Annotated in this window: 14 protein-coding genes; all 14 read right to left on the bottom strand. The window is 37.6% G+C overall.

Annotated features, from left to right (window positions below):
- Position 1 precedes the first annotated feature (1 nt).
- The 14 genes from murQ to SOLCA_RS05075 all read right to left on the bottom strand — a co-directional run bounded on the left by murQ (position 2) and on the right by SOLCA_RS05075 (position 24,885).
- On the bottom strand, positions 2-805 hold the full coding sequence (gene murQ / locus SOLCA_RS05135; protein WP_042479342.1) for an N-acetylmuramic acid 6-phosphate etherase: 804 nt from the start codon (positions 803-805) through the stop codon (positions 2-4).
- Positions 806-870: 65 nt separating this feature from the next.
- A complete protein-coding gene (locus tag SOLCA_RS05130) occupies positions 871-3,840 on the bottom strand; it encodes a glycoside hydrolase family 3 N-terminal domain-containing protein (protein ID WP_014679384.1) in 2,970 nt (989 codons plus the stop codon).
- A gap of 21 nt (positions 3,841-3,861) precedes the next feature.
- Positions 3,862-5,724: an outer membrane protein assembly factor BamB family protein gene (locus tag SOLCA_RS05125; RefSeq protein WP_014679383.1), complete on the bottom strand. Its 1,863-nt coding sequence runs from the start codon at positions 5,722-5,724 to the stop codon at positions 3,862-3,864.
- Between the two features lie 206 nt (positions 5,725-5,930).
- Entirely contained in the window at positions 5,931-6,527 is a 597-nt protein-coding gene (locus SOLCA_RS23420) for a polysaccharide deacetylase family protein (RefSeq protein ID WP_245536779.1), read from the bottom strand.
- 98 nt (positions 6,528-6,625) lie between these two features.
- Positions 6,626-8,431: a glycoside hydrolase family 9 protein gene (locus SOLCA_RS05120; RefSeq protein WP_081479973.1), complete on the bottom strand. Its 1,806-nt coding sequence runs from the start codon at positions 8,429-8,431 to the stop codon at positions 6,626-6,628.
- 181 nt (positions 8,432-8,612) lie between these two features.
- Entirely contained in the window at positions 8,613-10,328 is a 1,716-nt protein-coding gene (locus tag SOLCA_RS05115) for a RagB/SusD family nutrient uptake outer membrane protein (RefSeq protein ID WP_014679382.1), read from the bottom strand.
- Positions 10,329-10,341: 13 nt separating this feature from the next.
- Entirely contained in the window at positions 10,342-13,641 is a 3,300-nt protein-coding gene (locus SOLCA_RS05110) for a SusC/RagA family TonB-linked outer membrane protein (RefSeq protein ID WP_014679381.1), read from the bottom strand.
- Positions 13,642-13,763: 122 nt separating this feature from the next.
- Positions 13,764-14,957, bottom strand: coding sequence for an exo-beta-N-acetylmuramidase NamZ family protein (locus SOLCA_RS05105; RefSeq protein WP_014679380.1), 1,194 nt, complete (start codon positions 14,955-14,957; stop codon positions 13,764-13,766).
- 470 nt (positions 14,958-15,427) lie between these two features.
- The gene (locus SOLCA_RS05100; RefSeq protein WP_042480735.1) at positions 15,428-16,342 is read right to left on the bottom strand and encodes a hypothetical protein; all 915 of its coding nucleotides are present in this window, start codon (positions 16,340-16,342) and stop codon (positions 15,428-15,430) included.
- Positions 16,343-16,649: 307 nt separating this feature from the next.
- Entirely contained in the window at positions 16,650-17,090 is a 441-nt protein-coding gene (locus tag SOLCA_RS05095) for a hypothetical protein (protein WP_014679378.1), read from the bottom strand.
- 10 nt (positions 17,091-17,100) lie between these two features.
- Complete coding sequence (locus SOLCA_RS05090; protein ID WP_014679377.1) at positions 17,101-18,570, bottom strand: SusD/RagB family nutrient-binding outer membrane lipoprotein; 1,470 nt, start codon at positions 18,568-18,570, stop codon at positions 17,101-17,103.
- 13 nt (positions 18,571-18,583) lie between these two features.
- Entirely contained in the window at positions 18,584-21,628 is a 3,045-nt protein-coding gene (locus SOLCA_RS05085; protein WP_014679376.1) for a SusC/RagA family TonB-linked outer membrane protein, read from the bottom strand.
- A gap of 121 nt (positions 21,629-21,749) precedes the next feature.
- Positions 21,750-22,955 carry an exo-beta-N-acetylmuramidase NamZ family protein gene (locus SOLCA_RS05080; protein WP_042480733.1) on the bottom strand — a complete coding sequence of 402 codons (1,206 nt, stop codon included), beginning with the start codon at positions 22,953-22,955 and terminating at the stop codon, positions 21,750-21,752.
- A gap of 400 nt (positions 22,956-23,355) precedes the next feature.
- Positions 23,356-24,885, bottom strand: a complete 1,530-nt coding sequence (locus SOLCA_RS05075; protein ID WP_014679374.1) for a SusD/RagB family nutrient-binding outer membrane lipoprotein — start codon at positions 24,883-24,885, stop codon at positions 23,356-23,358.
- Positions 24,886-24,892 lie beyond the last annotated feature (7 nt).

Below are 24,892 nucleotides of genomic sequence, written 5' to 3'. Positions count from 1 at the left end.
CTTAACTTGCTGCTTCTACTGCCTGGCGAACGCTACCGTATCTTTCCAACAATTCAGAGGCAGTTTGTTTATCAACTCCGGTTTCTTTCATTATGATGAGTACACCACGGTTATATAATTTTTGGTTGGTGAACTGCATGTCGACCATTTTGTTGCCTTTTACCCTGCCTAATTTGATCATTACAGAGGTACTGATCATGTTTAGTACTAACTTTTGGGCAGTACCTGATTTCATGCGTGTTGAACCCGAAACAAACTCCGGACCTACAACCACTTCAACCGGATATTGGGCTACAGCAGCCACCGGACTTCCCGAATTGCAAACGATACAACCGGTAATAATACCCGCTTCATTTGCTTTTTCTAAACCACCAATTACATAAGGTGTAGTACCCGATGCAGCAATTCCAACAACCACATCCTGGTCATTAATGTCATATTGTTGCAAATCTATCCATGCTTGCTCAATATTATCTTCAGCAAATTCCACTGCTTTCCGAATAGCCACATCTCCTCCTGCAATAATTCCGATTACCAAATCAAAGGGTACTCCAAACGTTGGAGGACATTCTGATGCATCCAGAACACCTAAACGACCACTTGTACCAGCTCCAATATAAAATAAACGACCACCATTCAGCATTTTTTCTGTAATGACGGTTGCCAGTTTTTCTATTTGCGGTATTGCTAATTCAACAGCATTTGGAACAGTTTTATCTTCCTTGTTAATGTTTTCCATGAGTTCTTTCATGGTCATTTTTTCAAGATTATTATAGTTCGAATCTTTCTCTGTTGTTATTTCCATTACTCTAGTTTTTGTGATTACACCCATAAACAGCTGATTTAACTGATTGTGACACCAGTTATTGATTACTGATTTACCTTCTCTCCTTTATTAATTGTATTTTCAACCTTATTGGTCAATGCCTTATAAATAACCTCCTGAATATCCGGACGAACATTTAGTTTTCCGAGCTTATTATTATCTCCATCCGGACAAACCCTATTTGAAAGGAAAATGTATATTAAATCAAATTTAGGATCTACCCATACGCAGATACCTGTAAAACCTGTATGGCCATAGGTTAAAGGCGATGCGCTTAATGACGGATAAGGACTCTTACTTGTTGCATTTTCTTTTTCAGGTTTATCAAAACCTAATCCCCGACGACTGATATCGCTATGATAAGCAGTAAAGTAATCGATAGTAGATTTTTTAAACAAACGAATACCATTTAACTCACCACCATTCAATAATAACTGGTAGATCTGAGCCAGGTCATATGCATTACTAAACAAACCAGCATGCCCTGCTACTCCACCAAACATTGCAGCACCCGGATCGTGAACATCGCCCCGGATCTGTTGTAGGCGGAAATATTTTTCATTTTCTGTTGGTGCTATATTCTCAATTGCACCGTGTTCCAGCGGTTTAAAAGTTGTGCTCATCATGTGTAACGGCAGATAGAATGTATTACGTACATAATCATTCAATGATTGACCGCTAACGTGCTCAACAATCTTTCCTAAGAAAATAAAATCATTATCACTGTAAATGTATTTACCATGCGGACCTAACTTACTTTTGGCTATTCTGCTATAAAGTGTATCAATATAGCTTTTACGCATGTACATTTTATCAGCAACGCGCACGCTGTAAGTATCGTCAGGTGTTGTACTGTAATAACCCGGTTTTGGTTTACCGTTCGCATCAATTGTTTCTTTATAAAAAGGGATAAATGCAACAAGTCCTGCCTGATGCAACAAGATATCTCTGATTTTCAAGTTTTCTTTATCCGTACCACGTACCCATGGAACATAAGTACCCACAGGTTTGTCAAGATCTAATTTTCCTTCCTCATATAATTTCATAACTGCCATTGTAGTAGCAGTTATTTTAGTTACTGAAGCAAGATCATATACTGTTTCTGTAGTTACTTTTTCTTTCCCATCATAATTCATATGCCCGTAAGCTTTCAGAAAACCTACTTTACCATTTCTGGCAACCAATACCACACATCCTGGAGTAGCTCCTTGTTGAATAGCATTAGCAGCAATTGAATCGATTTTTTGAAGAGTGATTCCGTTTAAACCGGCTGCTTCAGCTGTAGTAACTGGAAAATAATAGTTACCCGTAATACCGCTACCATAAGGATATTTAGGAGAAACCGTTACAGGCAATTTTCCTTTGGCCGCAATAGATCCTTTTAACAAATCTACAGCAACCTGGTGCATCAAGCTATCGTCTTCGTAACAGGCTACCAAGTTTGCCGCACCGTTCATGTTAGCAATCATGTAAGGATTTCCGAATACAAAACTGATCGTATTATCTTCCTTTTGTAACTGTTGAACCAGATCCAATGAGGCTGCACTAACTCCAAAATTATTTGCCGGATACTTTTTATATTGATGTAGACCAACAATTACCACATCATAACCAGCTTTTACACTTGCAATGATTTTCGCGGCCTGATCAGCTTCTACTTTATTATCAAAATAGAAGCAATCAGCATTGTACTCTGCCTTTAATTGTTTTGCAAAGTTGTTTTCAGCATTGATTCCAACTCCTACAAATGCTACTTTTTTGTCTTTTGCAAGTGGCAATAAGGAAGGCTTTTGAAGACTTAATAACGTAATTGCATTTAAATAAACTTCTTTTTTAAGAGTACTCACCTGCGAGTTTAAGTCGGCAGAGATACCTTCGACTTTTAATGGTTTCAGTGTATCTAATCCAAGATTATATTTTGCAAGTAAAACCTTGTTAACCTTTTCGTTTACCTCTACCCAGCTTAATTTTCCCTGACGAATTGATTTACGAATGGTTTTAATACTTCTTTTAATATCACCCGGCAAACACAACATATCATTTCCGGCTATCAATGACTGAACCGAAGCTTGTCCTTGAGGGTAAAATTTGGCAACACCTTTCATTTCAAGGGCATCAGTAAAAGTTAACCCTTTAAATCCAAGTTCATTTCTCAACAAGCCCGTCACATTCTTTTTTGATAATGAAGTGGCCTGATTAGTTGTGGTGTCTATCGCAGGAATGAAAAGGTGCGCAACCATTACACTCCCTACCCCCTGAGCAATAAGTTGCTTAAACGGATACAGTTCTAAAGAATCTAATTGTTGGATTGATTTGTTGATAACAGGCAGGTCAAAATGTGAATCTACCGCCACATCACCATGTCCGGGAAAATGTTTCGCACAGGCCATTACCCCCTCGTCTTGCATCCCTTTCATTAACTGGGTGCCCAGTAATGCTACCTTATATTTATCTTCTCCAAATGACCGGAAATTGATCACCGGATTTTTTGGATTATTATTGATGTCGACAACAGGTGCATAATTGACATGAATTCCTACACGCTTACACTGTTCACCGATTGCTTTACCAACTTTATAGCTAATGGCAGCATCTGAAACCGCCCCAATGGTAAGCTGGTCTGGAAAGGGTTTAACATCCGAAAAACGCATTCCTACACCGGTTTCCCCATCAACACATACCATCAATGGAGTAGCCGCTTTTGCTTGTATTCTGTTCAGGAATTCAGCTTGTTGCTCCGAAGTTCCCTGAAACAAGCAAACAGAACCTACATTATACTTGCGGATATACTTGTTAATGTCTTCTTCATAAAAAACTGCCTCATTACCTTTTCGTTCAGAAGCTCGCAATACAAACAATTGTGCAATTTTTTCCTTTTTAGAAAGACGTTTGAAAATACTGTCTGTCCAATGTTTTGCACCTGCAGAAGGTTGAAGAAACTGCTGCCCGGAGGCAGCAGTTGAAACACAAATTAATACAACCAATATTAACTGCTTCACAAACCTGTTATTCATTTGACTTTAAAGATTTTTATCCTATCGTGTATATTCAAGACAGGTAATTTTACCGTCCATTGTACTTACAATGGCCTTTTTATCATCTATAGGGGTAATAGTATTGACTAATGAATTAGACACTTTGTACTGCCATAAAACAGCACCAGAGTTTCTGTCAACTGCATAAGCCGTTCCGGAATGACTTGGCACATAAACAATGTTGTTATTCTCAACAATTGCAGATGGTGCCAATTCATAAGGTAACTGTAATGCCGATTTCCAACTAATTTCCATTGAATCAGCTTTGGTTGAAACTCCATATAATTGACCATCCATTGTTTTGATGTAAACCAATGAGCTGTCTTTTGAAAGGCCCATCGATTCACGAGCGCGTACATCTTTCATTTGCTTTCTCCAGATAACTTCACCTGTAGTTGAATTTAATGAAGTCATGTATCGATCAGGAGCAACAATAAACACTCTACCGCCGGTAGCTACAGGATAACATGCAGCAGGCGAAAACATCCGGTTAGTAGCACCATTGTTCCATTTCCACACTTGTTGACCTGTTTTTAGATCCAGGGCGTAAAAATCGTTAGCCCAACACCCAAAATAGATTTTACCGTCATAGATCAATGGTTTTGTAACCACAAATCCTTTAACCTGGTCAAAATCCCAAACAACATTTCCGGTCTTGATATCAATGGCTCTGAAATGTCCGTCAGAAGCTCCGATATAAGCCACCTGATCTTTTATAACCGGCGAAGCCACAACAGCCTTTTCAGCCTGCACTGTCCAGATCAGTTTTCCGGTAGTCACATTCAGTCCATAGATCTTATGATTTGAAGAACCTACCACTAAATAATTGCCTTCAACTGCTGGAGTAGAGTATATTTTACCATTGCTGGTAAAAGTCCATTTTACTTTACCGGTTTTCTTATTTAATGCATAAATGTCGCCACTGGTATTTACTGCGATCAAGAGATCTTTAGTAACTGCGATTCCTGCACCGACATCACTCCTATCCTGGAACTCCCAAACTACTTTCAATCCACTATTGGTTGAATTTACAGCGAAAGAAGGACGAGGAAATCGAGTGGTATCTTTGCTGAAGTGATGATTAACCAATGGAACCTCCAGCCATTGTTTTTGAGTTTGTACTATTGGTTTTCTTTCTTCGAAAGTTGCAATTCCGTCCTTAATGGTTACCACATTATAACCGCCAATACTGTCTTTTGCACGGAGGTTAGAACGGCCCATTACACCCGGGATATTCTCAAAATTGTATTTATGATTATTATGTCCGTGACCACACAGGATTAACTGCGTATTTCTTTTCTTAAGACGGTTAATGGCCTCATACCAGTTATTCTGACCATCGTCTTGTGGATAATGGTTCAGATAGATTACAGGCATTTCGGCATTTTTCATGTTTTTAAGTACAGAATCAAGCCATACAACATTTTCGCGAGGAATTTGTCCTGGGCTCATTCTCATATTTGGACCTGAACTTGTTGCGGCGAATAAATAACCTTCGTGAATAAATGAAAATGTTTCAGCACCAAAAACGGTTTTAAAAGTGTTACTTCCACTCTCTGACCAATTGGCATCATGATTACCAGGAATCACATAGTATTTTTTATTAAGGCTATCTAGTATTTGCTTAGCAAGTTTTAATTCATGGTCGGCACCAAACTCAGTAACATCACCGGTTACGACTACAAAAGCTAAAGAAGGATTAGCATTAATATCTTGTACAGTACGACGCAGGTCATCTGCACCTGTTCCATTACCAACATGAGTGTCGGTTACAAATGCAAACTTAAACGCATTTTGACCGAAACATGCAACATTTAATGCTGTTAATACCAATAACAGGGAAATACACTTTCTGAAATTCATAATACTTATACTATTAAAAAAACGCAAACTCTTGCATTTGCTTCAGATTCTATAACATTTGAGCTCCCTAAAATAAAAACTTTATTTTGTTTTCATGCACACTATTGGAATAAATATGCACAAAACCGCAAGTTAGCTTGAAGTTTTATGAAAAAATGGTAAAAAAACACTCCTACTTGCAAATTAAAAAATGCACAAAACCGCACTTAATTGAGTAACTCATCAATGCAAACGAATTGATAGTTTTTGTTTTTCAACTCCAAAATCAGCTTTTCAAGCAGATCATAAAACTTATCTGTTCTTCTACTATCAGTTCCAACATGTAACAAGAGGATAAAACCATTTAAACCATCCACTTTTTCTTTATCCATTATTGACTTATAAATTTTATCAGCAGTTTGGTACTGTTTGCCGAGTTGTGGCCAGGTATAATCTGCTGCTGACCTTGTTCCGGGAGAAAAGTTAATCAACGTTAACCCCTGTTCATGTGTCCAATTGGCTATAGTTTTATTATACCATTCATAGGGAGGTAAATAATAAAGGGCCTTATTTTTATCAATCCCCAATGAGTCCATCGTTGCAAAACTCTTATTAAGGTCTGCAATAAACTGCTCTTTGCTAACCAGCAAGCTGTCCCTTTTCTTCCAGTCGCAATACAATAAATGCGCATCAGAGTGCGAACCTAAATAATGCCCATTTGCTTTCAACCTTTTAACCAATGAGCCAAACTCAGGATTGCGATAAAATCGTCCGGTAAAAAAGAAGGATGCTTTACATTTTTGCCTGCGAAGAGCTGTTTGAATAACAGTTCCTCCGTCGGCAAATTCATCACCGGTAAATACTAATGCAATTTTAGCTGCTGAAGTGTCGCCTTTAATAATAGCTCCCTGAGCATCAATAATTACTTTTTTCTTTTGGATACCTCCGGTGATCCATATTCTTTTGATGCAAATAGATAAATTAATGAAGCCGTTCCGTCCATTGTTGGTTCATTGGTACTGTAATCGCCATAATCATCATGATAAACTACCAAATCGGACTGAAATAGTTCGTATTCATCAGGTTGAAATAGCCTAATACCTTTTAAACTTTTATAAATAGCTCCGTAAACGGGACCATCAACCAAACCTCCGTCAATAGGAAATTGATGTAAATGTGTAAAAGCAGAATGTGGGTCTACAGGTGTATCGCCGTGTTCAGGCAATCCAAACACCATACTTGTGCCCCACGGGTTACAACCAAGCAGCCAGTCGAAATTCGCCTGCTCCAATTCATTAAAGGATTTGTCGCCGCTTAACTTTTCATACAAAGAACACTGTATAGCAAAAGAGGTGGTTAGATTATTAGAGCACCATATAAATGGAATCCCTCTGTAAAAGGCATTCTTCTTAGCCTTTTCAAATACTTTTTCAATACCTAATTTATAATAACCAATCAGTGTTTTCTTGTTTTTTGCAGCTACAAGCTTTGTTAATTCAAAATGACCGAAATTATGGAATGGATACCATTGATAATGACGAGCAGTATCAGCACCCATCCACGGTGTAACCTTTTCCTGCAAACTGTAATTCCAAGAATCACTATAATACTTATTGTTGCCCGTAAGTTGGTATAAAGCCGCAGCACCAAGCTCCATGTCATCCGTCCAGTTATCCTCTTCATAAAAATAAGGAGCCAGATTGGGTGCGGTTTGACAAACACCTGGTTTTTTAATACCTAATTGATAAGCGGAAAGTGATTTATTTAATAACAGTCGGCTCAAAGAGTCATTTTTTTCTTTGTAGAGTTGTGATGCTAATGCAAATGCACTTGCAAACTTGCCGGCAGTAGAAGCTACTCCGGTTGCTCTGTTTTTGTATTTACCTAAACCCTGAGGGTTTCCTGTAGCAAAATAAACCGGCCGCCCTTTACCCTTGCCTACCCCATAATCCACATTATCTTCCGTAGGTAATCGCATCCCTTGATGATCTCTGTCGTCTGCTAATTGATTAAATAACCAATCTTCGCGCGGATGCAATTTCAACAACCAATCAATACCCCACTTTGCTTCGTCAAGAATATCTGCCACACCATTCTTTCCTTCAAGTCCGTTTGCTGCATGCTGATCAGAAAAAACAGTTGGAAAATCTCGGTAAGCAGCCAACAAATGATAAGTGGCATTGGCAGAAGTAGTAGCATATTGTAAATAGTCGGAAGCATCATGCCATCCACCAGACACATCAATTCTTGTAGAATCGGGCATTGGACCATACATGGTATAGCCATCATACACATGACATGAATCTTTCAAATATGGATTAAAACCACTACGCTGTTGTCGCATGTACCGTAGAGCAAAATCGGCCGTACCTTTGTAAACATCATTATCGATTTTAAAAACCGGAGACTTAATTGAGCCCGATTTCAAATAATAGCTTCCCGATTGTTTAAATGAAGTAAAATTTAATCGGTAAGACTGCTTAAACGGTCCGTAAGAGCCAAATGCTTTGCCAGTCTTATTGGTAAAAACCACTTGATTACTCACAGCATCGATCAGTTCAAAACTACTGATACTTTCATCAGATAGACTAACCCACACTGCCACTTTAACGCTTGAGGGTGTATAACCTAATTGATTGATCCTTATCCAAGCGGAAGGGCTTTCAAATTTGAATGATGATGCGATCAGAAATAGCATCAATAATAGTGCGGTTTTTGTTGAGTTCATTTTCCTAAGATAAAAACTTGTCACTTTTTTGCCATTCAATGGCTCATGAAAAAATGCTACTTAGCTGCACCTGGAACTTTTAATTAGGTAAAATATTTACAGTACAGAAGCGTCTCCCGAACGCTTCTGCCTGTAAACTCCCTTAATGTGCTGCAAAAAAGGGATAAATCTTATCAAAGTGCTACCAGCCGGGATTTTGTTTTAACTCATAACCATTCGCTTTATATAAAGTGATCTGGTCAAGAGGTAGCGGTGATAAATACACCCTTTGATTATCAAAAACGCGTTGATTGGTAGCACTTGGAGCCGGAATTATATAACCTTCAGTTCCTCCATCAAGGGTAACAGATGGTTGTTTATCTGCAGGATAATCTGATTTCCGTACCCAAGCTCCCCTGTTTATATCGATATTGGCTTTTGTATCAAGGTATTCATACTTTTTCCATCTCTTCAAATCATTGTTACGGAAGCCTTCAAACATCAGCTCTGTACGACGTTCACGACGGATTTCCCAAAGAATTGAAGATACAGAAGGATCTCTTTTAGGATCATCATAGGCTACACCATTTACCATAGCCTGTGTACCTACAACTTGAAGGTCAGGCAGATTAACACCGGATCTTTTTCTTAATTTATTGATAGACTTATTCAGATCATCTTGTGTTAATACATCTAATTCTGAACAAGCTTCAGCATAATTTAACAGTATTTCACCTAAGCGAATTACAGGGGCATCTGTTGTATTTAAATTAGTAAAACCTTCTGTAGTATTTTTAATTTCTTCATTAAGGAACTTATGACATGCATAACCCGTAGTAGAATAATTAAAAACCACTTTATTTAATCGTATCTCATTAACAAAGGTAGCACTCATACGAGGGTCTCTGTTAGCCATCACATTAGTAATTGTTTTATCTCCCTGATATAAAGGCGATAACGAAACCGGCAATCCATCTGAACACAAATATGATTCCATTGCATTTTTTGATGCACCGCTTTGAGCTTCTGCATTATTATAAGTATTTAAACTATGGGTAGTTTTCCCAGCTACATAACTCCTATACATGATCATTTCAGTATTTCCGTTAAGATCAAGTGAGTTAAACATTTTACGGTAATCAGGTGCAATACTAAATCCGCCTTTTGTCATTACCTCATTAGCCGCCCATTTTGCAGCTTGCAAGTATTCTGTGGCTTTAGTCATATTACCCTCCTGGTATTTCTGCCATGTTCCTTCATACAAGAAGATTCTTGACATGTAAGCTAAAACCACCCATCTGTCAACCACTAATCGCTGAGGTCCGGTAGTTTCATCTTTAACTCTGACATTAGCAGCCGCATAGTTAAAATCTGCTAACACACTATCCATCACCAATGTTCTTGGATCACGAGGTTTATAAAGCAGCGCAATATCATTTTCTTTAAGTTCTTTATTATAAAAAGGACAATCGCCGTTTAGTCTCACCCTTTTTGCATATTCCATTGCTCTGAAAAAGCGTGCAATACCTGACCAATGACCAATTGCTTCCTGAGGCATTGGCACTTTTCTAACATTTTCAAGCATTATGTTAGCTCTGGTAATATTCGTAAAAGCCCAATTTGATGAAGACTGTGCAGCGGGTGCCGTTGTGTAAGGAAACTTAGCTGGCGTTGTTGGAGCAAAATCATCATTAAGCGTTTCTCCAGAGAAATAATCACCAAAAGTATATCCACTTGCGTATCCAATAAAGTAGGTGGGATAAAAATCCCATGCGAATATCTTTACATTAGCCTCACTTTTCCAATAATCCTTATCAAGGATCCTGTCAGTTGGCTGAGTTGTTAAAAAATCATCTGCTTTTTTACACCCACCTATTAATAAAATGGATAGGAGTAATGTATATATATGCGTTTTCATGAATCTTCTTTAATTAAAAAGTTACTTGTAAACCAACTGAAATTGTTTTCCGGTAAGGATATGAGCGACCAAAACCAGCACCTGATGAATCTCCAAGTTGTCCTGTGCTAAAATCAATTTCTGGATCTATTGGAACATTAAGGTTGTCAAATGTCAACAGGTTTTCACCAGTTAAATAAAAACGTACCTTTTGGACTTTTACCCTTTCGGCGAATTTTTGATCGAGTGTATAACCTAGTGTCAGGTTTTTCATCCGGAGGTACGACATATCCAGCAAATACTTGGTTTGAGGCTCAAAATTCCATTTGTTACCAGCCGATCCATAATCAATAGGACGAGGATAATAAGCATCCTGATTTTCAGGTGTCCAATAGTCCATTTGATAATCATACCAGCCTTCTCCTGCTCTGAATCCAGGAACTACGATGTTACCGCTGGCCCACAGATCACGCTTGCCAACTCCTTGAAAATAAACATCAAGGTCAAAGCCTTTCCAGGCTGCACCTAATTTTAACCCGTACTGGTAGCGAGGTGTTGAGTTGCCAATCACTTTTTTATCACCGTGATCATCAAGCGTATTTCCACCGAAATTAATAACTCCGTCTCCGTTCAAATCTTTGTACTTGATATCGCCAGGGCCATAATAAAAGTTACCTGACTGCAAAACATCCTGCTTAGGTACACCTTCTTTATAAATCCATTTTCCACCTGCATCTTGCCCTTTAAAGTCATCCACTGTAAAATATCTTTCTGTTTCGTAGCCCCATATTTCACCAACTTTCATACCTTCATAATAAGATGTTCCTGTATTCGCATTAATGGCATACGAACCCATTGCATTAGGAAGGGTTTTATTTAAGTTCGCAAATTTTGTTATACGCTCCTGACCATCTGCCAAAGTAGCTTGAGCAGTTAAACGCAAGCCGTTCTCAAACGTATGATTAAAGTCCACAGCAAACTCCCATCCTCGACCTTGTAGTTCTCCAAAGTTTCTTGAAGCTACATCAGCTCCATATGTAGCAGGCAAAGTTGCACCCATCGTAACCATATCCGAGGTAGTACGTTGGTACCAATCAAATGTAAAACCTAATTTATCATTAAGGAACCTAGCGTCCACACCTATATCCAAAGTAGTTACAGTTTCCCAGCTAAGTGTCGGAGATACATTGTTTGGAGCATAAACGGTTGGCACATTATTACCATTAGTAATCCAGGTAGTCGTTTTAGGACGCAATGCCCTTAAGAATCTATAGGCACCTACTGATTGATTTCCTACCGAACCATATGATCCTCTTACTTTTAGAAATGAAACCACCGACTGGGCTGATTCCATAAATGGTTCTTGCGAGATAACATATCCAACAGAGGTTGAAGGGAAAAAGGCCCATAAATCATTTACCGGAAAACGAGACGACCCATCATACCTGCCGTTTACTTCTAACAGGTATTTATCTTTATACGCATAATTAATACGCCCAAAGAATCCGATCGTAGTCCATTCTGAATTTCTCCATGATGAATACTCCTCTACTGACTGGTCTCCGGTTGTCAGTGGAATTGAACCATAATCAGGATGCAACATGTTTCTACGGTTTGCTGACATATCCTTACTTACAAATTTCTCAATATCACTACCCAACATTCCTTTGAAAACATGATCCTTTGTTAATTTATAATTATAGGTAGCATAGATTTTACCTGTATTATTCTCAGTTAGGTATTCATATTCCCTAACCTTATCATATGATACGCTTTGATAGTTTTTATAATCCAGTGCTTTTCCGTTAAACGACCAAAAATCATAAGCATAAGTAGGTTTACCCACCTGATGCAAATTCATATTAGTATTGGTATAGGTGTAATCCATATCAATGGTAAGATCTTTTACAGGTTTTAAAGTTCCACCGATTGATATACGGCTAAGTACGTCTTTAGTAACATCCATGTCGGCCTGAGATACCTCAGCAATAGTGCCTCTGAATGGCTTACCTTCGTATGTACCGTAAGGATAATTGGCAGGCCATCTATATAAATAATACCAAGGGCCATACGCTGTACTGCTATATGAAAAAGGAGTAGAAGTTTTTGCATTGGTAAACATGATCTTTCCTCTGGCATCCAGCCATTTATTAACTGTTGTATTAACACCAACAGACATGTTATACCTATTATAGCTGTCAGGATTTACTTTTAAAACCCCCTCTTGACCGAGGTAGCCCAATCCAATATTGTAACTCGTATTTTCACTTCCTCCTGAAATATTAAGATCATGTTTTTGAGTAGGCGTCCAATCACGCATATACATATTTCCGGCATCCCAGGAACGATAGAAAAACAATTTTTCATTTATGATATCAAAGTCACGACCCATTACCATTTCATCACCTAAATTTTGTCCTTTGTATTGTGCATCCCATTCTCTCATTTTGGCAATTGAAGCCTCATCGATTGTGTAACCGATAACACCGAATGATTTCGTATCAGGATTTACTCTTTGAAAAGCGGTAAAAGAAGCTTGTGCATTATCTGCTGCAGAAGCCATTGTAGGCGTTTTAGTTGGTGTGGCCCATGCTACATTATTGGAATAAGTAATTCTGCTTGGCGAACCTTTCTTACCTGATTTAGTAGTGATCAAAATTACACCCCAGGCACCTCTGGCACCATAAATTGATGTCGATGCGGCATCTTTCAGTACCGAAAGTGTCGCAATATCTTCAGGGTTTATCAGCGAAAGATTCGGAATTTCAACGTTATCCACCAATATCAATGGCTGAGGACCTGTTGTGCCCATATTTACTGAACCTACAAGACCACGTAATTTAATACTTGGATTAGTACCCAAGTCACCTGTTGCTGTGGTAATGGTTAAGCCCGGAACCGCTCCTTGTAAACCACGGGCAACATCAGTAATTGGTCTTGACTCCAACATTTTAGGGTCAATAGTTGCAACTGCCCCGGTTAGGTTAGCTTTCTTTTGAGTACCGTAGCCAACTACCACCACTTCATCCAATACCTTAGTATCGCTTACCATTTTTACATTAATAACGTTTTCAGTACCAATAATTTTTTCTTGAGTAATGGCACCATAGTAGGAAAAGATCAAAATTTGACCTTTTTCAGCCTTTATGGAATAATTTCCATCCACATCTGTTGAAATACCCGCATTGGTATTCTTAATGACAACGGAAACCCCGGTCAGAGATGTGCCATCTTCAGCCGAAGTTACTTTACCGGTTATTGTTTTCTTCTGGGCAAGGGCTTGCACAGAGAAAAAGACAAAACTCAGTAAGAACAAGAGTAGTCTTTTATTCATAATCGTAACTGATTAATTGTATAATTGATTAATTGATTGTGCTTTTTAGGAAATAGATTGCGATGTGGAGGCCTGCTAAACCAACAACTAACAGGCCCGCTTCACAATCGCAATTCATCATTTTATTTATACAGCAAGTACTGCTTATGCATTTTCTTGTATTGACTTAATCCTGGTTCCCAACTCTTACGAATTTCGGCCTCTGATTTTCCTTCGATGATTTGCTGCTTAAACAAGGCTGTTCCAGCCAGCTTATTAATGTCACCCATTTCTTTACTTTGGGTGTAATCAAAGAATTTCGCTTTGTCGGGATAGGCCTTATAAAACTCGATCATCCACTGAAGGTTGATCTTTTTAGTTTTGATAAGTTTCTCGATATCATACTCCCTTAAATCGAGACCATAGCATTCAACATCCTGAAACAAAGGTGTTTCAGCCATTCCTTTTATACTTTTAGGAGTAAACGAAAAAAAGTAAGTATCTTTTAGCAACGGGTTTCCTAAAACAGTAAATGGGAATTTGGTACCTCTGCCCAGATTAATAACAGTTCCTTCAAACAAACAAGTGGAAGGGTATAGTAATATGGATTGCTGAGTATTAAGATTAGGGGATGGAGGAATAGGCAATGTATACTGCATATCATGCTTATAATTAGCCACCGGAATAATTTTGAGTTTACATTTTACTCCGTTTGCCAGCCATCCTTCTCCGTTAATCATTTGGGCATACTCACCTACTGTCATTCCGTGAGCAATCGGTACCGGATGAATGCCTATACCAGATTTATAATTTAAGTCCAGGATCGGGCCGTCAATTAAGTAACCATTAGGATTCGGTCTGTCAAGGATCAGTAGCTCCTTATCATTCTCTGCACAGGCCTCCATTATTTTGTGTAGCGTGATGGTATAGGTATAAAAGCGAGCTCCTACATCCTGTATATCAAAGATCATTAAATCGATATCGGAAAGACTCTCTGGAGAAGGTTTACTTTCTTTACCGTATAAAGAAATTACTTTAATACCTGTTTTAGCATCAACTTCGTCATCAACGTGAATTCCTGCGCTTGCGTTTCCTCTAAAGCCGTGTTCCGGGCCGAAGATTTTTACGATGTTAATACCAAGCGAATGAAGACTATCAACACTGGAAGTTTTACCAATAACAGATGTGTTATTGACCACCATTCCAATTCGCTTATCTTTTAAATAAGAGAGGTAAAGGGAGGTTTGATCTGCTCCTGTAATGATTTTTTTCTGCTGACCATAGCTTAACGAAAAACCAATGACCAACATGAACAATAGGATAAACGGGCGTTTCATAATAATTGGTTGTTTATTACAAGCAATTCCAACACACTTTGAAATAACGCATAAAAACGCATGTCGGAAATGTTATATTCTGATGCAATATTCACAATGCTTGTACATTAAAAAATGACAAATATCATTAAACTGCAAAAACATGCAATAAATAACGCACAAAACCGCAATCAATTAAAAATCTCAAACTTAGGAAAGCTCCCAAAATAACCCTCTTATAAAACAGAAAAAGGAACCATAAAATGGTTCCTGTTATTAGCTAACGCGTTGTGCGATTTAAAATAACTCAAAAAAGCCTAATAGTACAATAAACACAGTTTGATGAATTATTTTACTTCCGTCATTTTCAGCGGGACTCACTTTTTTTCATGCAGTGTTTTACTCTCGGCTCAGCCGAGACTGCGTACAGTTCTTTGACAGTTAGTGCGAGTATTATGTTTATCCAGCAACAAGATGTACGGTTTAATAAATCATAGAATGTATTTTTCATAGGCTCTATTTGCCCAAAATTCATACTTTTTTATTCCATAACCAGTTCCGTTCAACACCATGTGTATAAATCCATTTTTCTCCACCAAAACTGTATGGAATATAGCTGCAGATGGATTCTTTAATAAAAGGACTTCTGCATTTTTTCCATTTTCCCGATTGTAATAAATTGTGCTATCACTTTCTGATTCAACCAAGCCTAAATCCTTTGCTATCAGTTTACTCCGGTACCATGTGCCTCCTGTTGGAGATACCAACGGCTTTCCATTGTAAACTACAACACTGTCATTGTAAGAAATAACCTGTAAAAAGTTACTCTTTTTACGTAACCATGTTTTCAATTTTGAACTATGCATCTCGGTTTCATAACCATAGGTAGCATCCAGAAAACCGATTCTATTAATGTAAGAAGGTATTTCATTAGTTGAATTGATGTAACCAAAAACAAAGCTACCTCCACCACTATGGCCACTTAATGTAATCTGAGGCTTATAGATCTCATATTTTTTGAAAACATACTCCACCATTTCTTTTATTTGTGCGTTACCTTCAGCGTTTTGCTTTCTCCATGCCGGCCAACTTTTAAGCTCATTCTCCACATACACAATAATGTAATTGCTTAATGTATCCGTACTTCTGATAAACTCAGTTTGTGCACCAATGTGCTGAATATTGAAATGCCAGTCTTCACCTTCATTTAACTTTTTCCCAAAAGTCCAGGCGGTGGTATTGCCATTTGGCAAGGCATAAATAATTACCTTGGTTACTTTTTTCTTATCAATCTTTTGAGGTTCATCGAAGGTAAGCACTACATCATTCTTAAGAGATATCTGATGCATGGAAGCAAGCTTGTCTGAAAATGCAGATTGTGCTGCTGAAGAAAAGCTGATCAACATAAGTACTATCAAAGCTGGAATGTACTGCTTTAATTTTTTCAGGATTTGAAACATGGATTCTGCGTATAAAAGGTCATTTAACACTTATTTTACTAGTGGTTTTCATTTTTTTCTAACCACCTTCACAGGCTTCAATTTCAAGTATATCAAACAATTATAAAATGACGGGTGTCATAAACGAGAGGAAGAACAGGTATGAAAATATGGCTTTTACTAAGTAAAAGGAAACATTCAGTTTTCATAAAACCCGTTACAAACAAAAATGGGATCATAAAGATCCCATTTTGAAGTATTACTATTATTACTACTATTGAACTGTGAGAGTAACCGTTGAAGCATTTTTCAAGGTGTTCTTATTCACAACTTCCGCTTCCACAACGATAGCCGTACCTGCAGCTAAACCTGCAGGAACATTGTACTGAAGAAGCAATGAGTCTGTTTTGCTTATTTTTGAGTAAGCCGCTTTATACGGAGTAGTTGAAACAGTTTGTTTTACATCCGCACCAACTTTTACGTTTAAATTGATTTTATCAATCTGTTCTTCTGACCAATATCTTAAATCCAATTTAACAGTTGCACCAGCAGTTGGTTTTGTTGATGATGCAGTGAAACCTGAAATATTAGCGTATTTACCAATTACAGTAACATTGTCTTGCAACCACTGATCAGCATCTTTTTCACAAGAAGAAAGTACACCTGCTAATGCAATAATTGATAGTGAATATAATTTTACTAATGTTGTTTTCATTGTCAATTAATTATTGAAATAACCAAATTTTAACAGCCTGATTAGCCACTTTAGGAACATTTACATTTCTTCCAGGCTCGTTATCAGGATAATTACCACGCTGTACCCACTCAGTACCTAACAAATTCTTAATTGGTTTTTGTAACCCTTTGTAAATGTTAGTATCGTACTGATATCTTCTCATATCTGTCCATGATTCCATTTGAAGGAATAATGCAATGTATTTTTGCAACATAATATCAGATAAAGTAAGATTTGCATCTCCTTTTGAGATCTTAGGATCGTTTACATATGCGTCAATTGAGCTAGTTTCAACACCTAATTTCACCATGTTACTTCTGATACCTTCTAAGTAAGCCGCATAAGCTAAGGTTTTATCAGTCGCAAATAATGCTTCTGCCTTAATAAATTGGATTTCTGAATAAGTAACAAATGGAGTTACAGCAGTTTGTGCTCCATAATAAGTACTTGCAGTAATATCACATGTAGTAAGGTTTGCATTATTTTGATTTCCTAATGAACCAACAGGACGACCTACATAACTTGCAGCATTACCTTTATCAACTAATTTGGAAATACGTGGGTCAACTAAACCTGGATAAACACCAGCTGCATCTCCGTTTAACAAGTTAACGATGTAAGTTGAAGGACGTGCTGCACGGCTGGCTGCTGCTGTTTGTGACAGATACATATACCATGAAGTCGAGATAGTTCTGTCACCAGGGTTCTTCAACTGCAAATCATCTGCACCTGTTCTGTTATCAATTGCTTTTGCTGCATCAGCTAAAGCATTAGCAAAGTTGGCTGGGTCTTTTTTAGAAAGGTGAATATAATATCTTGCTCTTGCCGCATAAGCTGCTTTAAGCCATTTATCTGTTTTACCTCCATATACTAAATCGGTAGTACCAACCTGCTGACTTGCCGCCGTTGGATTTGGCTTTAGAAGATCAACAATCGCCTGATCTAAAAGGGCTTTCAGATGAACTGTATAAACTTCTTGTTGTGTATCATACTTAGGCATCAAGTTAGCCGAACCTTGAAACGCTTCTTTATATGGAACATCACCCCATATGTCGGTACATTGCATTAAGTTTAATGCCATTAATAAACGACCAATACCTGCGTAATGAGGAGCACCCTCTTTCTCTCCACGCGTGATCATTTCTTTTATATTAGGCATTGCTTTCAAGTAAGACGATTCCCAAATATTGTCAAAACCGTAAGGGTTGTATGAATCAATATTTGCTTCCTGACCTGAATTACCAGCAAAATATTGGGTATAGTAGTTACCATATTGTCCAACATTCCAATAGGAATTTGCTGTATACTGAAGGTTCGCTGGCAACAACCCTGAGATAGCAACCTGATTAGGTTTCAAGCCTTCCGGATCATCATTAATGTCTAACAAACTATTGCATGAGGTTGCAACAACTGTTAATGACATTGATAGTACCAAATATTTAATATTTCTGAATTTCATTGTTGATACCTAATTAAAAATTAACATTTAAAGCTAAATACACATTTCTTGTAGCAGGAATACCAGTTCCAACATAACCTACCGCATTTGAGTTTGCACCATAAGTACTTGACTCAGGATCGAAACCTACAAATGGAGTAGTTAACCATAAGTTGTTAGCGGTAACTGAGAATGAAGCCGATTTCACCACTGAACCAATCCATTGTTTAGGAAGGTCATATGACAATGAAACATTTTGTAAACGAATCCATGAGCCATCTTGGAAACCATTGTTTTCAGCTGATAAACGGTAACGGAATGCGTTGTTATAGAAACTTTGATCAATTGGCACTTGCATATCGTTTTGTACGTAAACAGGATTTGCATCTGTACCAGTATTTCTTGCACCAGTGAATACAACCATAGTGTTACGCATTTCAGTTTCTGCACCTATACCAGTTGTGTAACGTTGCCATTTAGAAATATCATTTACGTAACCACCTTTTCTGAAGTTAAACAAGAATGAGAAGGTTAAGCCTTTGTATGACAATGAGCTACCTAAACCGCCAGTCCAATCAGGGAATGCATTACCGATCAAATAGCTTGTTGCAAGTGGCTGAGGAACAATTGGGTAACCATCAGCACCAATTAATAACTGGCCATTATAAGGGCTGTTTGCATCATTAACACGCATTAAAGGCCATCCATACCAATCACCTGGTCTTCCACCTGCTTTAATAATTTGCTTGTTCCATGGAGACTCAGGATTGAATGTGATCTCATTTACTCCCGGAGGCATTGATAACACACGACCTTTAGTCTGTGACCAGTTAGCATTTACATCCCATTTAAAATTAGAAGTATTGATAATGTTCGCATTCAGCATTAATTCAATAGAATTATTTCTGATTTCACCGGCATTGGTTACAAACACATCATATCCAGACGCATAACTTACAGGAACTGGTACAATCTGATCAATACTGTTTGCAATTGCATAGTTAGCATCTAACGTAACACGATCTGCAAAGAATCTGAATTCACCACCAAACTCAATACCTTTAGTACGCTCTGGTTTAAGGTTTTCAGAACCAATTGTTGTGCTTCTATTGATACCACTCACACCGTTAAATGCTTGTAAGGTATTGTAATAAACACCAATTTGATATGGATCAGCATCTTTACCTACTTCTGCATATGAAGCTCTGAACTTACCGAAGCTTAATACTGAATTATCTTTTAAGAACGGTAATTCTGTAAATACATAAGCAACGCTTGCTGAAGGATAAAAGAATGATCTGTTTTCAGCAGGTAATGTTGATGACCAGTCGTTACGACCAGTTAAACTAAAGTATAACTGATTTTTATAGTCAAATTTCAAATCAGCAAAAACACCAATAATGTTTTTCTTGCTTGGAGCACTGGTTGACGTGTAAACAGTGTAGTATTTAATACTTTCCATATTAGGAACTACAGACTGTGTACCTGTTGTTGATAAACTTGAACGATCAATATGTGTGAATGCATGACCTAACAATAACGTACTGTTCCAATCTGAACCTAACTTCTTAGTTGCTTTTGCAATAAAATTTGAGTTGATCTCTGAATAACCGATACGTTGCTCATTCATCGAACCGGTTCTCGAAATAATCAATCCGGTTTCGTTATAGCTCTTACGGAAGTCGGTATAGTTATCAATACCTACTTTATAGTTAAATGACAACCAATTTGTAGGAGTATAATCAGCACCAAGATTACCAATGATACGATTTACATCATCTTTCAGGAATGAGTTTTCCGAGAAATAGAATGGGTTATCAATAGCACTATTGTACACTTTCTGAGAACCATCAGGGTTTAGATAATCACTTGGATCAACAGTATTGGTATGTTTCATTAAGTAGAAAATAGCACCTGAACCTACCCCTGTTCTTGGGTTTTTACCTCCGGAATGGATATAGTTAGCAGAACCATCAAACTTAAACTTATCTGAGGCTCTTAATGTACCTGCTAGACGAACTGATGTTTTACCGTATTTAGAATCTTGTGCTACACCACTTTGCTCTGAATTAGCAATTGAAGTAAAGTAAGTTGCTTTTTCATTACCACCACTAAAAGTCAAAGAGTTTTGTAGCTGATGCCCTGTTTTAAAATATAAATCATATGGATTATAAGTTGGAGCACCATTTACTAAAGGTCCCCAAGTATTAACGGTTGATGTCAAGCCTCCGTTGTTACCATTTCCGTATCTAGTTTGAATCGGAGGAGTATTAGTAACATCATCAAAGCTGTAAGAAACCTTATAGTTTACATTTGCTTTACCAGCTTTACCTGATTTAGTTGTTACAACTACTGCTCCGTTCGCCGCTCTCAAACCATATAATACTGATGCTGAAGGACCTTTAAGGATGGTCATACTTTCAATATCATCAGGGTTGATATCAGAAAAACGGTTGGTATTTTGGTAGCTATCACCTCCTGAACCACCAAAGTTATCAGTGTTGTTAGAAACCGGAATACCATCAATGATAAATAATGGCTGGTTGTTCGCGTTTGGATTCAAAGAGTTAACACCACGAATCTGAATTCTAGAACCAGAACCTGCAGCACCACCTGAACTTGTAATTTGCACACCAACAGCTTTAGCCTTTAATGCATTTAATGCATTGCTTTGATTACCGTCTGTTAAATCAGAACTTTTAATCTCTTGTACCGCATAGGCAAGTGATTTTTTGTTTTGCTTTTGACCTAATGCAGTAACAACAACCTCTCCTAACGCTCTGGAATCACCTTCAAGACTTACGTTTATTGTATTCGTATTCCCTACAGTGATTTCCTTTTTTTTCATCCCTAAAAAGTTAAAAATCAACACCTGACCAGGGCTCACAAAAATTTTATAGGCACCGTTGGCGTCTGATTGGGCTGAATTTGAAGAACCCTTAACTAGGATACTTACTCCAGGGATAGGCAATTGATCCTCTGCAGAAATTACTACACCAGTAACTGCTTTCTGTTGTGCAAAAACATGCGACACCAGAAAGACGAAACTCAGCAAAAAAAAGAGTAGTCTTTTTTTCATAAATTGGGTATTTAAGTTATATAGTTGATAATTGATTTTCAGTTTGGTGAGGGCGTAAGAATGCTAAAGGGACCTCAAAAACCTATTTAAGGTCCCAGTTTCCAATCGCAAAGTACTCTACTTAATTGTACAGTAAATATTGTTTACGCATCTTCTTGTATTGACTCAGGCCAGGCTCCCAGCTTTTACGAATTTCTGCTTCTGACTTTCCTTCAACAATTTGTTGTTTAAACAAATCCGTTCCTGCAAGCCTGTCGATATTGCCTATTTCTTTACTTTGTTTTGCATCAAAGAATTTTTCTTTATGTGGGTAAGCTTTATAAAACTCGATCATCCATTGGATATTGATCTGTTTCTTTTTTCTTAATAGAGAGGTATCATATTTTCTTAAATCCAAACCGAAACATTCTGTGTCCATAAACAATGGTGTTTCACTCATTCCTTTGATACTTTTTGGGGTAAATGAAAAATCGTATTTACCTTTCAAATCCGGATTACCTAAAACGGTGAATGGAAAATAAGTTCCTCTACCCTGACTAATGATGGTACCTTCAAACCAGCAAACAGAAGGATATAATAGAATGGATTGTTGTGAATTAAGGTTCGGAGATGGAAACACCGGTAATTCATAAGCCATATCATGCTTATAATTTTTAACCTGAATTATTTTGATCTTACATTTAACTTGATTAGCTAGCCATCCTTGACCATTGATCATCTTGGCATACTCTCCCACTGTCATGCCATGCGCAATAGGCACCGGATGAATACCAATACCTGATTTAAATTTAGGATCCAGGATCGGACCATCAATTAAATAGCCATTTGGATTCGGGCGATCAAGGATTAGCAATTCGACATTATTTTCAGCGCAAGCTTCCATAACGCGATGAAGCGTGATCGTGTATGTATAGAATCTCGCTCCTACATCCTGAATATCAAAGATCATTAAATCGATATCTGAAAGACTCTCCTTTGAAGGCTTGCTTGTTTTTCCGTAAAGTGAAAGAACTTTGATACCTGTTTTTGCATCAACTTCATCATCTACATGTACACCTGCACTCGCATTACCTCTAAAGCCATGCTCAGGACCAAAAACCTTAACAATGTTTACACCTAAATTATGCAGACTGTCGACACTAGGGGTTTTGCCAATGATAGAAGTTTGATTTACCACCATTCCTATACGCTTGCCTTTTAAGTAAGGAAGGTAAAGTTCTGTTTGGTCTGCACCTGTTACAATCTGCGCTGCAGATTTTTTTGTTTGTGCATAACAAGAGCTTAAACTAAGTACAATCACTACAAAAAGTAACAATGTACGTTTCATAATTATTTTTGGTTGATTGGTAAAACGCATATCTTTTATATGGATGTTTTCTCAAACATAAAATTTTATTTCACAATAATGCACAAACACGCATGTAACAAAACGGTTACTATTGCAATAACCAGCAAAATACGTCCAAATCAAATGATTTATAACATTTTTTCCTACATGATTTTTTTCAACATAGGTTAAATACTGCAAAAATTTGCATAATCAGGCACTGCTTGTTACACAAAACCGCACTAACTCCTGCACGAACAAGCACTTTATCGCCTAATAAACATGCACAAACAAGCAACCAGTCCAAGATCATGAAATAAATGAATAAAATGAACGTGAGATAAAAAAGAAAGGCTGCCTTTAATGGGCAGCCTTTCTTAGCTAAACTTATTTTGTAATTCTATGGTTGCGTGAACCACATTTCTTTTGTATGATAATCGGCGTTTGTTGCACCGATTGATTTTAGTGCTTCAATGTTCCAAACATATTCTGAATTGTAGCGCGGGCGCAATCTGTAAACTAATTTTCCCCCATTATCAGGATATAATGTAGATGGCGCTGAAAAACCTGTGAAAATAGTTGAATCATAATGATGTCTTCGCATATCACACCACTGTTCGATGAAACCCCAGCCAAACTGTGCAATATATTTCTGCATCATGATTTGCTTTAAGGTCAGTGTATTTGCATCATTAGGAACAATATTGGCATTAGCCATATATGCAGCTTTAGCATCTGTTGTGATCTGATCAGCAGTCCCAAAAAACTTATTTACAAAATCAAAGTGAGCTGAAATACCTTTCTTATAAGCATCCAAAGCCATGATATTATCACCTTTTTCCAATGCAGCTTCGGCCTTGATAAACTGTAATTGAGCATAAGTCATCAGTGGAAAACCTACTGCATTATCAAATAAAAACTTACCTTTTTGTCCAGCTGTTAATGTTTTAGTACCCCACAATGTATATGGCACCTGATCAGCAGGAACAGATTTATTACCTGCGGTTGGTTTTAATCCATGATATTGGCCATCATCTGCTTTTACTAACAATAAAGGCAAACGAGGATCAACAACTCCTCCAAAAACAGTTCCGTTCATTGAATTTACCGCAAACTCTGACTGAATGAATGTACCTATGTTATTTCTCATAGGTCCAAAGAAGTTCGCATCATCAGAAACTGTTGCAGCAAAAGGCATCATTGCATCATCACCATTACTTGCTAAAGCTTTATCAACATATTCAATTACTTTATTCGCACTATATGAAGCTTTATTTGATAAATGGTGTGCATTCATTGCCAATAATCCGTTCATGAATTTAACCCATTTGGTTTTATCACCTTTATACATGATATCACCTTTTGCAGTGTATGCTGTGTTAACCACTCCATCAGTACGACTGAATAACAAAGCGGCTGAATCACATAAGCGTTTTACTTCGCTATAAGCAAATTCTTGTGAATCATAATTAAATGTGCTCTTATTAGGCATATAAGCTTCTTTAATAATAATTTCACCATGCATATCAGTCAGGTTTTGCCATCCCCATGCTTTTAAAACATAACCTATACCCGCAAGATCCCAACGCTGCTGACTTAACGACAGATTGATCATATCTTCGGCATTGTAACCTAATTTCCAATAAACGTTACGCCACAACTGACCTCCTGCATCGTTGGCAGGAATATAACCCTGCTGATCCCATACATCACTTGCGCCGGCGGCTACAAAGTTCTGAACATATTTCCCCATGTATCTGGCATCAAACTGTACCCCTAAGGCAAGGTTCGATTCCATTGATGCTAAATAAAGATTTGGTGATACTTTCTCCGGTCCATTCGGATTCGTATTTACATCCAGAAAATCTTTACATCCGTACGTTGCAGCTAAACCTACTACTACTAAAGCTGCATATATTTTCTTTTTCATTCTGAGT

It is taken from the genome of Solitalea canadensis DSM 3403, assembly GCF_000242635.2.
Lineage (GTDB): Bacteria > Bacteroidota > Bacteroidia > Sphingobacteriales > Sphingobacteriaceae > Solitalea > Solitalea canadensis.
This window is presented reverse-complemented; position numbering and strand designations above follow the sequence as displayed.

Bases quoted from the DNA above. Each gene is read 5' to 3' on its own strand.
- murQ (WP_042479342.1), bottom strand. From the start codon at position 805: ATGGAAATAACAACAGAGAAAGATTCGAACTATAATAATCTTGAAAAA.
- SOLCA_RS05080 (WP_042480733.1), bottom strand. From the start codon at position 22,955: ATGAAACGTACATTGTTACTTTTTGTAGTGATTGTACTTAGTTTAAGC.
- SOLCA_RS05110 (WP_014679381.1), bottom strand. From the start codon at position 13,641: ATGAATAAAAGACTACTCTTGTTCTTACTGAGTTTTGTCTTTTTCTCT.
- SOLCA_RS05075 (WP_014679374.1), bottom strand. From the start codon at position 24,885: ATGAAAAAGAAAATATATGCAGCTTTAGTAGTAGTAGGTTTAGCTGCA.
- SOLCA_RS05095 (WP_014679378.1), bottom strand. From the start codon at position 17,090: ATGAAAACAACATTAGTAAAATTATATTCACTATCAATTATTGCATTA.
- SOLCA_RS05100 (WP_042480735.1), bottom strand. From the start codon at position 16,342: ATGTTGATCAGCTTTTCTTCAGCAGCACAATCTGCATTTTCAGACAAG.
- SOLCA_RS05120 (WP_081479973.1), bottom strand. From the start codon at position 8,431: ATGAACTCAACAAAAACCGCACTATTATTGATGCTATTTCTGATCGCA.
- SOLCA_RS05115 (WP_014679382.1), bottom strand. From the start codon at position 10,328: ATGAAAACGCATATATATACATTACTCCTATCCATTTTATTAATAGGT.
- SOLCA_RS05130 (WP_014679384.1), bottom strand. From the start codon at position 3,840: ATGAATAACAGGTTTGTGAAGCAGTTAATATTGGTTGTATTAATTTGT.
- SOLCA_RS05085 (WP_014679376.1), bottom strand. From the start codon at position 21,628: ATGAAAAAAAGACTACTCTTTTTTTTGCTGAGTTTCGTCTTTCTGGTG.
- SOLCA_RS05090 (WP_014679377.1), bottom strand. From the start codon at position 18,570: ATGAAATTCAGAAATATTAAATATTTGGTACTATCAATGTCATTAACA.
- SOLCA_RS05125 (WP_014679383.1), bottom strand. From the start codon at position 5,724: ATGAATTTCAGAAAGTGTATTTCCCTGTTATTGGTATTAACAGCATTA.
- SOLCA_RS05105 (WP_014679380.1), bottom strand. From the start codon at position 14,957: ATGAAACGCCCGTTTATCCTATTGTTCATGTTGGTCATTGGTTTTTCG.